14 protein-coding genes and 1 tRNA gene are annotated in these 14,284 nt (G+C 63.0%); 11 read left to right on the forward strand and 4 right to left on the reverse strand.

The window, feature by feature from the left end; translation table 11 throughout:
* Positions 1 to 12: 12 nt before the first annotated feature.
* On the reverse strand, positions 13 to 963 hold the full coding sequence (locus U0034_RS18720) for a LysR family transcriptional regulator (RefSeq protein ID WP_085230784.1): 951 nt from the start codon (positions 961 to 963) through the stop codon (positions 13 to 15).
* 149 nt (positions 964 to 1,112) lie between these two features.
* On the opposite strand from U0034_RS18720, the gene hmgA reads away from it, so the two are divergent.
* The 8 genes from hmgA (at position 1,113) to U0034_RS18760 (ending at position 8,269) form a co-directional block, all read left to right on the forward strand.
* A complete protein-coding gene (hmgA, locus tag U0034_RS18725; protein WP_085230783.1) occupies positions 1,113 to 2,423 on the forward strand; it encodes a homogentisate 1,2-dioxygenase in 1,311 nt (436 codons plus the stop codon).
* A 68-nt stretch (positions 2,424 to 2,491) separates the two neighbouring features.
* A complete protein-coding gene (gene fahA / locus U0034_RS18730; RefSeq protein WP_085230782.1) occupies positions 2,492 to 3,808 on the forward strand; it encodes a fumarylacetoacetase in 1,317 nt (438 codons plus the stop codon).
* Positions 3,805 to 4,449: a maleylacetoacetate isomerase gene (maiA, locus tag U0034_RS18735; protein WP_085230781.1), complete on the forward strand. Its 645-nt coding sequence runs from the start codon at positions 3,805 to 3,807 to the stop codon at positions 4,447 to 4,449. Before fahA ends, maiA begins: the two co-directional genes overlap by 4 nt.
* Positions 4,450 to 4,480: 31 nt before the next feature.
* Positions 4,481 to 4,696: a hypothetical protein gene (locus U0034_RS18740; RefSeq protein WP_085230780.1), complete on the forward strand. Its 216-nt coding sequence runs from the start codon at positions 4,481 to 4,483 to the stop codon at positions 4,694 to 4,696.
* 86 nt (positions 4,697 to 4,782) lie between these two features.
* The gene (locus U0034_RS18745; RefSeq protein WP_085230779.1) at positions 4,783 to 5,052 is read left to right on the forward strand and encodes a DUF2188 domain-containing protein; all 270 of its coding nucleotides are present in this window, start codon (positions 4,783 to 4,785) and stop codon (positions 5,050 to 5,052) included.
* Positions 5,052 to 7,409, forward strand: a complete 2,358-nt coding sequence (locus tag U0034_RS18750; protein ID WP_085230778.1) for an FAD-dependent oxidoreductase — start codon at positions 5,052 to 5,054, stop codon at positions 7,407 to 7,409. The genes U0034_RS18745 and U0034_RS18750 overlap by 1 nt, the downstream gene beginning before the upstream one ends.
* A 261-nt stretch (positions 7,410 to 7,670) precedes the next feature.
* Positions 7,671 to 7,901: a type II toxin-antitoxin system Phd/YefM family antitoxin gene (locus tag U0034_RS18755; RefSeq protein WP_233212113.1), complete on the forward strand. Its 231-nt coding sequence runs from the start codon at positions 7,671 to 7,673 to the stop codon at positions 7,899 to 7,901.
* The gene (locus U0034_RS18760; protein ID WP_085230777.1) at positions 7,898 to 8,269 is read left to right on the forward strand and encodes a type II toxin-antitoxin system RelE/ParE family toxin; all 372 of its coding nucleotides are present in this window, start codon (positions 7,898 to 7,900) and stop codon (positions 8,267 to 8,269) included. Before U0034_RS18755 ends, U0034_RS18760 begins: the two co-directional genes overlap by 4 nt.
* A gap of 71 nt (positions 8,270 to 8,340) precedes the next feature.
* Here U0034_RS18760 and U0034_RS18765 read toward each other — a convergent pair whose 3' ends face one another.
* Positions 8,341 to 8,580: a hypothetical protein gene (locus U0034_RS18765; RefSeq protein WP_233212112.1), complete on the reverse strand. Its 240-nt coding sequence runs from the start codon at positions 8,578 to 8,580 to the stop codon at positions 8,341 to 8,343.
* A 406-nt stretch (positions 8,581 to 8,986) separates the two neighbouring features.
* Positions 8,987 to 10,107, reverse strand: a protein-coding gene (locus U0034_RS18770; protein ID WP_102623166.1) for an IS3 family transposase whose coding sequence is annotated in 2 segments (ribosomal slippage) — positions 8,987 to 9,849 and positions 9,849 to 10,107 — 1,122 coding nt in all. Because the reading frame shifts where the segments join, the coding sequence is not laid out codon by codon here.
* 363 nt (positions 10,108 to 10,470) lie between these two features.
* Between U0034_RS18770 and U0034_RS18775 the strand changes: the two genes are divergently transcribed.
* Positions 10,471 to 10,725, forward strand: a complete 255-nt coding sequence (locus U0034_RS18775; RefSeq protein WP_085229096.1) for a type II toxin-antitoxin system Phd/YefM family antitoxin — start codon at positions 10,471 to 10,473, stop codon at positions 10,723 to 10,725.
* Positions 10,713 to 11,135, forward strand: a complete 423-nt coding sequence (locus U0034_RS18780) for a type II toxin-antitoxin system VapC family toxin (RefSeq protein WP_085229097.1) — start codon at positions 10,713 to 10,715, stop codon at positions 11,133 to 11,135. The genes U0034_RS18775 and U0034_RS18780 overlap by 13 nt, the downstream gene beginning before the upstream one ends.
* Before the next feature lie 312 nt (positions 11,136 to 11,447).
* Here U0034_RS18780 and U0034_RS18785 read toward each other — a convergent pair.
* Positions 11,448 to 11,534: transfer RNA gene (locus tag U0034_RS18785), tRNA-Leu, on the reverse strand.
* Between the two features lie 179 nt (positions 11,535 to 11,713).
* On the opposite strand from U0034_RS18785, the gene rnr reads away from it, so the two are divergent.
* Positions 11,714 to 14,233: a ribonuclease R gene (gene rnr, locus U0034_RS18790; protein WP_085229098.1), complete on the forward strand. Its 2,520-nt coding sequence runs from the start codon at positions 11,714 to 11,716 to the stop codon at positions 14,231 to 14,233.
* Positions 14,234 to 14,284: the final 51 nt, after the last annotated feature.

Raw genomic sequence — 14,284 nt, forward strand, 5'->3', positions numbered from 1 at the left:
CGGGCCCGAGCGTCAGGACGGCCTTGTTTTCGCGTTTCCGGCGCCGGCACGTTCCGCAAAACGCTCGACGATGACACCGCGCAGCCACGAGAGCCCCACGTCCGCTTCGCTTCGTCGATGCCAGAAGCAATGCGTTTCCAGTTCGGGAAGCCGCAGTGGCGGACGAACGAAGCGCAGCCCCATCGGTTCGCAAAACTGCTCGGCAAGTTTGTAGGGAACCGTTGCGACGCGGTCCGAATTCGCGACGATGAAAAGCGCGGTAAGAAAACTCGACACCTGATCGTGCGATGCAATGCGAATGCCGGCTTTCTCCAGGCGTTGCTCGATATCGACATACGGGCTCGCGGGATTAGCCACGAGCACGTGCCTTGCTTCGCGGAAGGCGGCGAGCGAGGTGGGCGGCTGCGAGGCGAACGGGTGGCCCGCCCGGAACACGCTTACGCAGTGCTGCTTGAAGAGGCGCGCGTGCAGCAGCCCGCCGGCCAGATCGTCGTGAGGGCCGAGCGCAAGATCGATGCGGCCTTCCTGCAGGCCGTCGCGCAACGCGGCGCCACTCGCATAGGACGCCTCGATGTGCACATGAGGCGCGTGCTGCGAACAATAGGCGAGCAGCTTCGGCAGAAAGTACACCTCGCCCACGTCGGTGACGGCAATGACGAAACGGCGCGAGTCGACGGCCGGGTCGAATGTTTCACGGCGGTCCAGCGCGGCCTGCAACAGCGCCATGCCGTGATCGATGTCCTGCGCGATCAGCGCCGCGAGCCGCGTGGGCTGCATCGTGTGTCCCGAGCGCACGAGCAGCGGATCGTCCAGCGTCGCGCGCAGCCGCGCCAGCGCATTGCTCGCGGCCGGTTGCGACATGTTCAGGCGCCGTGCCGTGGCCGAAATATTGCGCGTTTCCATGATGTCCTTGAATACGACCAGTAAATTGAGGTCGATGTCCCGGAGCTTGCGGGTGCTCATGAGATTATTCACATAGTGAATGGATGGTATTCATTGTATCTCGTTGCCGTGATAGTCCGCGGCGACGACAATCTGCTCCATGCAGTGCCGGGGCTGACAATGCGATCGCCATGAATTGCCCTGGCCGCGCAATCAGGAGGGGACAACCAATGGCTCATCAGGAAACGCAGCGCCGCTATCTGACCGGCTTCGCCAACGAATGGGCAACCGAAGCACTGCCCGATGCTTTGCCGGTCGGGCGCAACTCGCCGCAGCGCGCGCCTTACGGTCTTTACGCCGAGCAACTGTCCGGCACGGCTTTCACTGCGCCGCGTCACAGCAACCGCCGCTCGTGGCTGTACCGGATCCGTCCCGCTGCCATGCACGAGCCTTTCGCGCCGCTGCCGGGCAAGCGATGGCTGAGCCGTTTCGACGAAGTGCCGCCGACGCCGAATCAATTGCGCTGGGATCCCCAGCCGTATCCCGATGTGCCGGCCGACTTCGTCGACGGCATGATCACGATGGCCGGCAACGGTGGACCGGAGGCGGGCGCTGGAGCGGGCATCCACATCTACGCGGCCAATCGTTCGATGACGGACCGCTTTTTCTATAACGCCGATGGCGAGCTGCTGATCGTGCCGCAGGAGGGGCGCCTTTTCATTGCCACCGAACTGGGCGCGCTCGAAGTCGAGCCTCAGGAAATTGCCGTGATACCGCGCGGCGTGCGCTTTCGCGTCGAACTGCCCGACGCGAAAGCGCGCGGCTATGTGTGCGAGAACTACGGTGCGCTTTTCAAGTTGCCGGATCTCGGCGTCATTGGTTCGAACGGGCTTGCCAACCCGCGCGACTTCGAGGCGCCGGTGGCGCGCTACGAGGACGTCGAGGGCGATTTCGAGTTGATCGCGAAATTCCAGGGCAACTTCTGGCGCGCGAAAATCGGCCATTCGCCGCTCGACGTGGTGGCCTGGCACGGCAACTACGCGCCGTACAAATACGATCTGCGCCGCTTCAATACGATCGGCTCGATCAGCTACGACCATCCGGATCCGTCGATCTTTCTCGTGCTCCAGGCGCCGAGCGATACGCCGGGCGTCGATACGATCGACTTCGTCATTTTCCCGCCGCGCTGGCTCGCGGCCGAGAACACGTTCCGCCCACCCTGGTTCCATCGCAACATCGCCAGCGAATTCATGGGCCTCGTTCATGGCGCGTACGACGCAAAGGCCGAGGGCTTCGTGCCGGGCGGCGCGAGCCTGCACAACTGCATGTCGGGCCACGGTCCCGATGCCGAGACCTTCGAGAAAGCCAGCGCGTCGGATACGACGAAGCCGCACGCGATCCGCGACACGATGGCTTTCATGTTCGAGACGCCGGCCGTGCTGCGGCCGACGCGCTTCGCGCTCGAATCGGCTCAGTTGCAGCACGAGTACTACCGGTGCTGGCAGGGCCTGGCGAAGCACTTCAACCCGTCGAAGGCCTGATGGCCAACGCCGCTGACATCCGGTTTGCACTCGCAAAGGCAAATCGCCTCACGTGAAGGAACAGATGCATGTCGATGCTCAACGAAACTCACGACCCGCAACTGCAAAGCTGGGTACCCTCGGCCAACACGACCGACAGTGACTTCCCGATTCAGAATCTGCCGTTCGCGGTGTTTCGCCGCAAGGGCACGCAGGAGGCGTTTCGTGGCGGCGTGGCGATCGGCGATCGTATCGTCGATCTCGGTGTTGCGGCAGGATGCTTCGACGGGCTCGCCGCTCAGGCAGCGAAGGCGGGCGCGGGCAGCAGCCTCAACGTACTGATGGCGCTGGGTCAGCCGGCGTGGTCGGCACTGCGTCTCGCGCTGTCGCGGGCACTGCGCGAAGGCGCGCCGCAGCGCGCCGCGCTCGTCGATACGCTCGTCGCGCAAAGCGACGCCGAATACGGTGTGCCTGCGCGCATCGGCGATTACACCGATTTCTATACGTCGATTCACCATGCGACGAACATCGGCCGGCTCTTTCGACCCGACAATCCGCTGATGCCGAATTACAAGTGGGTGCCGATCGGCTATCACGGCCGTGCCTCGTCGATCGGCGTTTCGGGGCAGACATTCGCGCGTCCGGTCGGGCAAACCTGCCCGCCGGGTGCCGACACGCCGTCGGTGGGGCCCAGCAGGCGGCTCGATTACGAACTCGAGCTGGCCGTCTACATCGGGACAGGAAACGACTTGGGCACACCGATTCCGATCGATGTGGCGGAGTCGCACGTATTCGGCATCAGCCTGCTCAACGACTGGTCCGCGCGCGATATTCAGGCCTGGGAGTATCAGCCGCTCGGGCCGTTTCTTTCCAAGAACTTTGCGACGACGGTTTCTCCGTGGATCGTCATGCTGGAAGCCCTTGCGCCGTACCGCGTGCCGTTTGTGCGCCCGCAAGGCGATCCGCAGCCGCTGGCGTACCTCGATTCGGCGCAGCAGCGCGAGCGGGGCGGCTTCGATATCGAACTCGAGCTCGGCATCGAGACGGCGAAGATGCGTGCCGCGGGGCAGACCGCCTCGCGTGTATCGCGCACGAACTATCGTCATGCGTACTGGACGGTTGCGCAAATGGTCGCGCATCACACGGTGAACGGCTGCAACCTGCAGCCCGGAGACCTGTTCGGCACGGGCACGCTCTCGGGCCCGACGCTCGATCAGGCAGGCGCCCTGATCGAGACGACGAGCGGCGGCAAACATCCGTTCGCGCTTGCCAACGGCGAAACGCGCACGTTCCTGGAAGATGGCGATGCGGTCGTGATTCGCGGCTGGTGCGAGAAACCGGGCGTGGCGAGAATCGGCTTCGGCGAGTGCCGGGGTTCGATCGTACCGGCACGGGAAGCGGCATGAAGCTTTACAGCTATTTCCGCAGTTCGGCGTCGTATCGCGTGCGCATCGCGCTCAATCTGAAAGGGCTGCCATACGACTATATGCCCGTGCATCTGCTGCGCGACGGCGGCGAGCAGCTTGCACCCGCCTACCGGGCGCTCCATTCCGACGGGCTGGTGCCGACGCTCGTTGATGGCGGCGAGCCGATCCAGCAGTCGCTCGCGATCGTCGAATATCTCGACGAGACGCATCCCGAGCCGCCGCTGCTGCCGCGGGGCCCGGCCGCGCGCGCCTATGTGCGTGCGCTCGCGCTGCAGGTGGCGTGCGAGATCCATCCGCTCGACAATCTGCGTGTGCTCAAGTACCTGACGGGCGCACTCGGCGTAAGCGAGGAGGGCAAGACGGCGTGGTACCGGCACTGGGTGGAGACCGGCTTCGCATCGCTCGAAGAGCGGCTCGCGAACGATGTGCGCAGGGGCATGTTTTGCCATGGCGATCAACCTACGCTCGCCGATCTATGCCTGATTCCGCAGGTGTTCAATGCACAGCGCTTTCAGATTGATATGCAGCCTTACCCGACGATCATGCGGATCCACGATGCTGCGATGACGCTTGACGCTTTCGTGCGAGCTTCGCCGGGCCGGCAGCCCGACGCGCAGTAGGCGCGCGGCGCGCTTCGTTCGCAGACCCTCGATGGTCCTGAGCGTTGACCGGTCGGCCTTGCGTGAGATCGCCGCGCGTGCCTGTACCGAAGGCTTCACGCAACAGTCGATGCCGGCAGTGCCAAATTGGAACGCCGGCGGCTTGCGGATGGCGAAGCCGATCCACGCGATTGGAACTCCTCTGGCGGGACAATTTATCGCTATTTTTTTCTCTGGCCCATTGATTGCGATCAAGCCGCGTCGATGATCCGCTGACCGACGCCACGAGGTTGATTCAAATCAAAGCAACCGCCGATCGATCTCGCGAAGCTGTGTGGCGAGGAGGTTGCAAGCATGCAATGGGATACCACCCGCTATCCGGTGTCGATGCGCAACATGGAACCGTGGATCCGCGATAAGGCAATCGAGATTGCCAATGCGCTGCTCCGGGAAGGTGTTGCCGAAGACAGCGCGATTCGCATCGCCATCGCACAGGCGAAGCGTTGGGCCGCGAGGTCGATACGGCGGGATAGGTGCGATGAGGCGCTCGCGCCGATGAAGCGTCCATCGCGCGTCCGAGGCGATGCCCATTCTCGAAAAGCGCCATTCGGAGCGAATTCCTGATGACAGGACGCGAACCCCTGTTTGCAAAATCGCCCGAATTCCCGAACGATCCGCAGGAGGTCGATTACCTGCTGATCGGCGGCGGAATTGCCGGCGCCACGGCGGCCCATACGCTTCGCAGCGAGGGCGCGCAGGGACGCATCTTGATGCTCTGTGCGGAAAACGTTGCGCCCTACAACCGACCGGCGCTGGTCAGGCGCTTTCTCGGAGCCGGACTCGAGCCCCAGGGCTTCGCATGCTATCCAGCGTCGTCCTACGCCAGCAATAACATCGAACTGCGGCTCGGTTGCAAGGTCGAGCGGATAGTGCCCGCCGACCGGCTCGTGGAGATCGAGCAAGGGCCCGCGCTCCACTATCGAAAATTGCTGATCGCGACCGGCAGTGAGCCGAGGCGGCTCGACGTACCCAATGCCGCGCTGGCGGGGATCCACAGTCTTCATGACGTCGCGGATGCGGCTACGCTACGCCGATCGGCAAAGACGGCACGGCGCGCGGTGATCGTCGGAGCGAGTTTCGTCGGCCTCGAAGCCGCCGAGTGGCTGGTCGGTCTCGGGATCGAGGTGACGATGCTGGAGAGCGCCAATGGGGCTTTCCCAGCCCTGCGCGCGCAACAGTTGTCTGATCTGTTCTACGAACGATGTGCTGCCCGCGGCGTGACGATTCGTCTCGAGACGAGCGTCGCTCGCTTTGACGGAGACGAACGGGTAGAGCGCGTCGTCACGACGGCGGGCGATGCGGTTGAATGCGATCTCGTCCTGATAGCCATCGGCGTGACGCCTCGCATGGGTTTGGTTCGTGACAGCGGCATCGAGACGGGAGACGGCATCGTTGTCGACGCATTCCTGCAGACGAGCGTGCCCGACGTGTTCGCGGCAGGCGACGTGGCGCGCTTCGAAGACAACGTGCTGGGTATGCAGCGCCGTATCGAGCATTGGGACAATGCGGTCAGGCAGGGGAGAATTGCCGCGAAGAACATGCTGGGCCAGCGCATGCCGTATCGCGAGGTCTCGATGTACTACGGCGACATATTCGGCGTGGGCTTCAATCTGCTCGGCGCGGACGATGACGCTTCGGAGGTTGTCGCGCGCGGCAGGTTCGGCGGCGAAAGCTACGCTCTTCTCTACGTAAAAGGCGACGCGCTGCGCGGTTGCTTCTCGGTCGCGCGTCCGGCCGAGGAAACGCACGCGGCCGAGATGCTGATCCGCTACCGGACGAGCCTCGCGCCGTATCGAGCAAGGCTTGCCGATCCCGATTTCGAGCTGGCGTCGATCCCATCGCAAACGGTATTGATTCTGCAGGGCGGCGGGGCGCTAGGTGCTTTCGAATGCGGCGTCGTGCGGGCGTTGGAGGAGCATGACGTGGTACCAGACGTCGTCTCGGCCGTGTCGATCGGCGCATTCAACGGAGCGATCATTGCGAGCCATCCTGGCGCGGCCACGCAAGCGCTATCCGCCTTCTGGCGCGAATTGACCATTCATTTGCCGCGTATGCCGGCGCAGGTCTATACAGATGCTCTGCTCGCTTCGTATGTCCTGTGTTTCGGCGTGCCCAACTTTTGCGTGCCTCGCTGGGTGCGGATGCCGCTGTCGCCACTCGCCTACCTTGGCTGGAGCTCGAGTCTTTACGACACGGGCCCGGCCATCGAATTGATCGAGCGCTATGTCGATTTTGCGCGCCTGAAAACAAGTCCGATACGCTTGCTCGTGAGTGCCGTCGACGTGAGCAGCGGCGAGTTGAAGATATTCGACAGTTACGTGGACGAACTGACGCCCCAGCACCTGTTGGCGAGCGGCAGCTTGCCGCCGAGCTTTCCGTGGACCTGCGTCGACGGCCACGCTTACTGGGACGGCGGCATCGTCAGCAATTCGCCGCTCGATCTCGTGGTCGAGCGTTGTGGGTCGATGGGCCGTCACGCATACATCGTCGATCTTTTCTCGGGTCCGCGGCCATTGCCATCAAACCTGCTTGCGGCCGTGATGCGGCGCGACGAAATCGTGTACACGGACCGGGTGCGCAATGACATGCGCGTGAAAGAGTACGCTGACGATGCGACCGCATTCGTTGCGGAGCTTGTTCGCCTGCTCGGTGAGGACGAGGCGCGCAAGCTCAGGCAGCATCCGCTGTATGTTCGTCTGATGGCCGGCGCCTCCCCGACCCGGATCACGCGCATCGCATTGGATAACGGTAAAGTCGGGCCCGCATTCACGAAAGACTATGATTTTTCGGATGCGACGGTGCGGCGCCTCCAGGATGAGGGCTATAGGACGGCTCTGGCTGCACTTGGCGCAGGGGGGGCGAAGGCACGAGAGGCGGCTGGTGCACCGATGGCCGAGGTGTCAGCATCGGCGGGCCGGTAGCGACGGTTCGCTTGCGCCCGCCCGAGACGTGCCCGAGCGGTTCACTGCATGCTTGGCCGGCAGCTGGGCAAAATCGGATGCCTAGCAAGCGTTTGGCAGTGTTTAGTCGGTCGAATGGCCGGCGCCGTTGCCTTAAACGCGCGTGCACCTTACACTATCCATTGACGGATATGGTACGAAATGCGTTAAATGGGGGCGGTGATGAGCTTACGAGCGTGTGATGTGGTGCCGATTAGCGAAGCGCGTGCACGGCTAACGGAGTTGGCCGACGAAGTCGTAGGCGGTGCAGAGAAGGTTCTTACCAAAAACGGAACGTCCTTTGTTGCGCTCGTCGATGCCAAGAAGCTCGACTACTACCACGCGCTGGAGATTGAGCACGCGAACCTCGTGCTGCTCGATGAGGCGGAAGCAGGCTTGCGCGAGTTGCTGGACGGGCAGGTGGTCGGCAACGATGAGTTGCTGCGGGCGTTGACAACGTCGACGAAGCTGTGACGGCCCGGGCAGTCGTCGAGGCGGCGCCCAACTTCCTTGCGACGCTCGATGAAGCGCGACGTTTCCTTGTCGAGCAGGATGTGGACACGGCCGCGGCGCACTATGCGCGGCTCCAGGCGGAGCTCGTTGAGATGGTTCAGATGCTCGGTTGGTCGCCGGGGTGCGGTCGTCATGCGCGGTTCTTGGCGGCATGCTCGGCCCAGGCGAGGTTGCGCTTGGCACGCGTGCAACGTCTTGCGGCCGAAGCCGCGTTGCCCGATCTGCGTGAATTTGTACTAGGGCAGTACGTGGTGCTCTATGCGCACTCATCGGAGCGCGTCGCGCTGCTGGCCATCAAACACCAGCGTCAGCTTACCTATTCCGCGTGACACATCAGCATTGGGTGAGTCGGGTGTCTTGGTGGCAATGGTCTGTCTGTTCAGAGGCGTTTGCGAAGCTCTCAGCGCGCGAGCCGCGCCTTCGCGAGCCGGCCCAGCCGCCGGACGCCGTCTTCGACGCGATCGTTCCAACCATGGCCGGCGTTGAGGCGCAGACAATTACGAAAGCGTCGGCTCGCTGAGAAGACATCGCCAGGCGCGAAGCAAATCCCTTCCTCCAGCGCTTCATCGAAAAGCGCGCGCGAATCGAAACCCCTCGGCAGTTCGAGCCAGAGCACGAAGCCGCCTACTGGCCGGCTCACCTTCGTCTCGGCGGGAAAGCTTTCTTCGATCGTGCGTGTCAGGCGTGCGATGTTCGCCGCAAAGAGGCGGCGGATGCTGCGCGAGCAACGCGAGCAACGACCGCTTATCGACTTCGGCCATCGTCGAGCCGAGCGGATTGTTGAAATTCGAAGACAGTACGCAGGCCGCGATCGACTCCGTTTCGAGCAAGCGCGCGAGCGCTTCGATATCGACGCCCCATGTCGGATCGGTGGGCAGCTCGAATGCCTTGAGCCCGAGTGCCTCGATAGTATGCAGAAGCCCGAAGTAAGGCGGCGATTCGATCGCGATTCATGTATTCAAAAACGTACTCAGTCGGCGTCCGCTTATCGCGAAAGGCTGACCTGTCCCCTTCGGTAGGGCCAACCGGCTTCTAGCAAAGTCCCTTTAAACCAGCTCCTGGAAAGTGGCAGGAGCATCCGCTGTTGCCCGATGTTTCGCCGCGAACTCTGCTGGCGAAAGATAATTCAATGCGCTGTGGGGCCGGTCCTCGTTGTAGTCCTGACGCCACGCCGCGATGACCGCTCGGGCATGTGCAAGGCTCTTGAACCAATGCTCGTTAAGGCATTCGTCGCGGAACTTGCCGTTGAACGATTCGATGTACGCATTCTGCGTCGGCTTGCCCGGTTGAATCAATTTCAACGTAACGCCACTGGCGTAGGCCCATTGGTCAAGCGCCCGGCTCGTAAATTCCGGTCCCTGGTCCGTTCGCAGCGCTTTGGGATAGCCCCGGAAACGTGCTGCCCGGTCTAACGCTCGTGCGACGTACAAGCCGGACATGCCGTGGTCCACGACGATATCAACAGACTCCTTGGTGAAGTCATCGACGATAGTCAGGCACTTCAGACGCCGCCCGTTCGACAGCGCATCCATCACGAAATCGATTGACCAAACCTCATTGGGACCGCCCGGCAAAGCCAACTGCTCACGTTCAATCATGACGCCGTGGCGCCGACGACGGCGTCGCACGGCCAGCCCAGCCTCACGGTAAAGGCGATGCACGCGCTTGTGGTTCGCGTGAATGCCCTCGCGCTCCACGAGTGCATGCAGCCGCCGGTAGCCGAACCGCCGGCGCTCATGCGCCAGTTCCACCAGGCGCGCCGTTAGCGCTTCGTTCTCGTGGTCCGGTTTCGACTCGTAATGCAACACGCTGCGAGACAGCCCAACAAGCCGGCAGACACGGCGCTCCGAGATGTCGACCTTCTCCCGAATCGCCGCCACTGCCTCGCGCTTGGCTTGTGGGCTCAGGGCTTTCCCTTGACGACCACCTTCAGCGCTTCCATGTCGAGCATCGCTTCGGCCAGTAGCTTCTTCAGCCGCGCGTTCTCGACTTCCAGGTCCTTCAACCGGCGCGCTTCCGGCACCTCCATGCCGCCGAACTTCGCGCGCCACGTGTAGAACGACGCGTCACTGAAGCCGTGCTTCCTGCACAGCTCCTTCACCGGCATGCCGGCCTCGGCTTCCTTCAGAAACCCGATGATTTGTTCTTCCGTAAAGCGCTTCTTCATGTTCGTCTTCCTCTCCGAAAACGAACTTTACTAGGTTCCGACTGGCCCGGTTTGATGGGGGCAGGTCAAGGACGCAGCGCGCCCCTTGGTCCGACAGGTTGAGCAACCGCGGTGGCCCTTATAAGCTGTTCGACTGCCCGGGCAGCCGCGTCGCGGCCGTACAAAAAATCCGCCGTTACACGGGACGTATACGCAGACAATTTTGGACATGATGGAAAGTTGCGGAGACTTGACCGACGCGAGAGAGTCGACCGTACTTGCCGGAGAACCGTAAAAACCAGGGGCGCATGCGCAAGCAAGTCGGAGGACTGGACAAATTACTCAAATTACGTAAAATACGTATTGTTCTGACCGGAGGTTCTCGTGACTACTGTAACCGCCACCGATCTCGCCCGCCGCACGAACCAGGTGCTCGACGCCTTGGCTCGCGGGGAATCGGTCACCATCACCCGCAATAACACCGTGCTTGGCACGATCAGGCCGCCCGAGCGGGCTGTCACACTTCGCGACGCCTTCGAGCGCATCCCAAAGATGCCGCTCGACGTTGCCGATCGGTACATGGCCGATATCCGAAATGCCGATTTCGACGACGAGGTGCGTGATCCGTGGCAGAAGTAATCGTCGATACATGTGTCTGGATCGATCTCAGTAAAGGCGCTCTCGACGCCGAAGCAATTTACAACGTCGCTGGGTCCCAATTGGTCCATGTCTCCGCGATTTCGCTTGGTGAATTGGAATTCGGCGCGCAACTTCCAAGCGACGCCCGCGAGCGGGCACAGCGCACTGCCTTTCTGCGTGCCATCGAACGGATGCCGGTGCTCGCAGTGACGCGAGAGACCGCTCGTTCATTCGGGTTGCTCGCGACCATGATGAAGTCGGCGGGTCGTAGCCCGCGCCCGCGTTATAACGATCTCTGGATCGCCGCTCAAGCTCATGAACATCACCTGTCGCTTCTCACTAGCAACCCAGATGATTTCCGCGCACTAGACGTGATCGAAATCATCGAAGCCCCGAAGACGACTCATTGAATACAGGCGTCGCGAGTACGCCTCCACAAAAACGTGCTCACCGAGGTATGGTCCGCGAAGGCTTTGGGAGACAGGATGTTCAAGCACAAGCGTGCAGGTGCTTTGGCTGCAATATGCAACAGTCATAGTCTAGGCGACGCGGACCACGCCGACCATGTCAAAAGGCTGGTCCTCAACACGCCTCCAACCGTGCTTATTCGACGTCGCTCTGTCGTGGGACATGACTTTTTTCGAGAGCCCGAAACGCAAAAAGCCCGCAAGAGCGGGCTTCATCGCGAACATCATCCAGCAACTGATCTGGATCTATTTTTCTGGTGCCCAGGAGAGGACTCGAACCTCCACGATGTTGCCACCGCTAGGACCTGAACCTAGTGCGTCTACCAATTCCGCCACCTGGGCAGGTGTGCGTCCAGCAAAGACCGCTATTATATAGGCGTGGGATTTGCTGTCAAGCATTTTCCGAGTGGCGGCTTGGCGGGCCCGGCGATCGTCCGGCCGTCCCGCGGCGGCCGCTGCCGGGAAGCCAGCCGTCCCGCGCCGGACGGCCTTTTGCCAGTGTTAGAATTGCGCCCATTGCCATGCCATTCAACCCGCGACAAGAACAAACCATCGACCGGCGTCCCTTGAGCAAATACTCGTACCCGATCCCGAGCCGCGAAGAGATTCTCGGCGTGCTGCGAACCAGCGATACGCCGCTCAACGCGAACGACATTGCCGAGACTCTGTCCATCAAGCGCCAGGAGCGAGAAGGCTTCTTCAAGCGCCTTGGCGCGATGGAGCGCGACGGCCAGATCCGCCTCGACAAGCGCGGCTACTACCAACTGACCCATCCCTCGAACTTCGTCGCGGGCCGCGTCCAGGGCCACCGCGACGGCTACGGCTTCGTCATTCGCGACGACGGGCAGGACGACCTCTTCCTGCCCAATGCCGAGATGCAGAAGGTCATGCACAACGACCGCGTGCTCGCCCGCATCGTCGGCTACGACCGGCGCGGCCGGCCCGAGGGGCATGTCGTCGAGGTCACCGAGCGCGCGAACAAGCGCGTGATCGGCCGGCTGCTGAGCGAGAACGGCGCGCTGATCGTGGCGCCGGAGGACAAGCGCATCGCGCACGACATCCTCGTCACCCAGAGCACGAAGAAGGCGAAAGTCGGGCAGGTCGTCGTGGTGGAGGTGACCGATTTTCCGAGCCGCCATTCGCAGCCGCTCGGGCGCGTGACCGAAGTACTCGGCGACATCGACGATCCGGGTATGGAAATCGAGATCGCCGTGCGCAAGTACGGCGTCCCTCATGAATTCAGTGCCGATACGCTGGCCGAGGCCGCCAAGCTGCCCGACGAAGTGCGCCCGGTCGATGTGCGCCATCGCGTGGATCTGCGCGACGTGCCGCTCGTCACGATCGACGGCGAGGATGCGCGGGATTTCGACGATGCCGTCTATTGCGAGCCGATGAAGGTCGGCCGCGGCGACGGCTTCCGCCTGCTCGTGGCCATTGCCGACGTCTCGCACTACGTGCTGCCCGAAACGGCGCTCGACGCCGACGCCATCGAACGCAGCACGTCGGTCTACTTCCCGCGCCGCGTCATTCCGATGCTGCCCGAAAAGCTCTCGAACGGGCTGTGCTCGCTGAATCCGGAGGTCGACCGCTGCGTGCTCGTGTGCGACATGGTCATCACCGGGCGCGGCGAGATCAAGGCTTATCAGTTCTATCCGGGCGTCATGCATTCGGCGGCGCGACTCACCTATACGGAAGTCGCGGCTGTGCTGGCCAACACGAAGGGGCCCGAAGCGGCGCGCCGCGCATCTCTGCTGCCGCAGTTGCAGGACCTCTACGGTGTGTTCAAGGCGCTCTTCACGGCACGCCAGAAACGCGGCGCGATCGATTTCGAGACGACGGAAACCTACATCGTCTGCAATGCGCAAGGCAAGATCGAGCAGATCCTGCCGCGCCAGCGCAACGACGCGCACAAGCTGATCGAGGAATGCATGCTGGCGGCGAACGTGTGCGCGGCGGATTTCCTCAAGCGGCACAAGCATCCGGGCCTGTACCGCGTGCACGCGGGGCCGACGGCCGAGAAGCTCGAAAACCTGCGCACGTTCCTGCGCGGCATGGGGCTTTCGCTCGGCGGCGGCGAGACGCCGCATGCGAGCGACTACGCGGCACTGATGGCGCTAATCCGCGACCGGCCCGATGCGCAGATGCTGCAGACCATGCTCTTGCGCTCGATGCAGCAGGCGGTCTACAGCCCCGACAATATCGGGCATTTCGGCCTGGCGTACGACGCGTACGCGCACTTTACGAGCCCGATTCGCCGCTACCCCGATTTGCTGACGCATCGTGCCATCTACGCGATTCTCTCGGGCACGAAGTATCGCCCGCAGCCGCCCTCGGGCGTCGTGTTGAACACGGCACTGTCGCCGCGCGCGCGGGCACTGCAGCAGGCGGACGAGGAGAAGAACCCCCGCCCGGGCGGCCGCGTGAACACGGCGATCTGGGAGGAGCTCGGCCTGCACTGCTCGGCGAACGAGCGCCGCGCCGATGAAGCCTCGCGCGACGTCGAAACCTGGCTCAAGTGCTACTTCATGCGCGACAAGCTCGGCGAAGAGTACGGCGGCATGATCAACGGCGTGACGTCGTTCGGCATCTTCGTGCAGCTCGATGCGCTCTTCATCGAAGGCCTCGTGCACGTGACCGAACTGGGCTCCGATTACTTCCAGTACGACGAGATCAAGAACGAGCTGCGCGGCGAGCGCACGGGCATCCGCTATCGATTGTCGGACCGCGTGCGCGTGCAGGTGAGCCGCGTCGATCTCGATGCGCGCAAGATCGATTTCCGGCTCGTGCGCGACACGCCCGCCAAGCCCGCCGTAGTCGTGCGGCCGAACGTCGTCGAACGCGCTCCCGCCGAGGCTGTCGGCGCCGGCCCGCGCGTGCGAGCGCTCGCGGACGGCGACAGCGTGCGGCACAAGAAGGCGGCACCCGGCAAGACGCCGGCCGTGAAGGCGGCACGTGCGGCGCGCACGAATGCCGCGAAAAAGCGCGGCACGACGGCAAAGCCTGCCTCGAAGTCGCAGTCGCGCGCGCGCAAGAAGAGCTGATATCGCACGCGGGCGCAGGCCGATGAGCCGCAAGCGCCCGCATCGTGCAAC

Origin of the sequence: Trinickia caryophylli, assembly GCF_034424545.1 — a bacterium.
GTDB lineage: Bacteria > Pseudomonadota > Gammaproteobacteria > Burkholderiales > Burkholderiaceae > Trinickia > Trinickia caryophylli.

Excerpts from the sequence above, each read along its gene's own strand:
- U0034_RS18720 (WP_085230784.1), bottom strand. The coding sequence starts at position 963 with ATGAGCACCCGCAAGCTCCGGGACATCGACCTCAATTTACTGGTCGTA.
- hmgA (WP_085230783.1), top strand. The coding sequence starts at position 1,113 with ATGGCTCATCAGGAAACGCAGCGCCGCTATCTGACCGGCTTCGCCAAC.
- fahA (WP_085230782.1), top strand. The coding sequence starts at position 2,492 with ATGTCGATGCTCAACGAAACTCACGACCCGCAACTGCAAAGCTGGGTA.
- maiA (WP_085230781.1), top strand. The coding sequence starts at position 3,805 with ATGAAGCTTTACAGCTATTTCCGCAGTTCGGCGTCGTATCGCGTGCGC.
- U0034_RS18740 (WP_085230780.1), top strand. The coding sequence starts at position 4,481 with ATGGTCCTGAGCGTTGACCGGTCGGCCTTGCGTGAGATCGCCGCGCGT.
- U0034_RS18745 (WP_085230779.1), top strand. The coding sequence starts at position 4,783 with ATGCAATGGGATACCACCCGCTATCCGGTGTCGATGCGCAACATGGAA.
- U0034_RS18750 (WP_085230778.1), top strand. The coding sequence starts at position 5,052 with ATGACAGGACGCGAACCCCTGTTTGCAAAATCGCCCGAATTCCCGAAC.
- rnr (WP_085229098.1), top strand. The coding sequence starts at position 11,714 with ATGCCATTCAACCCGCGACAAGAACAAACCATCGACCGGCGTCCCTTG.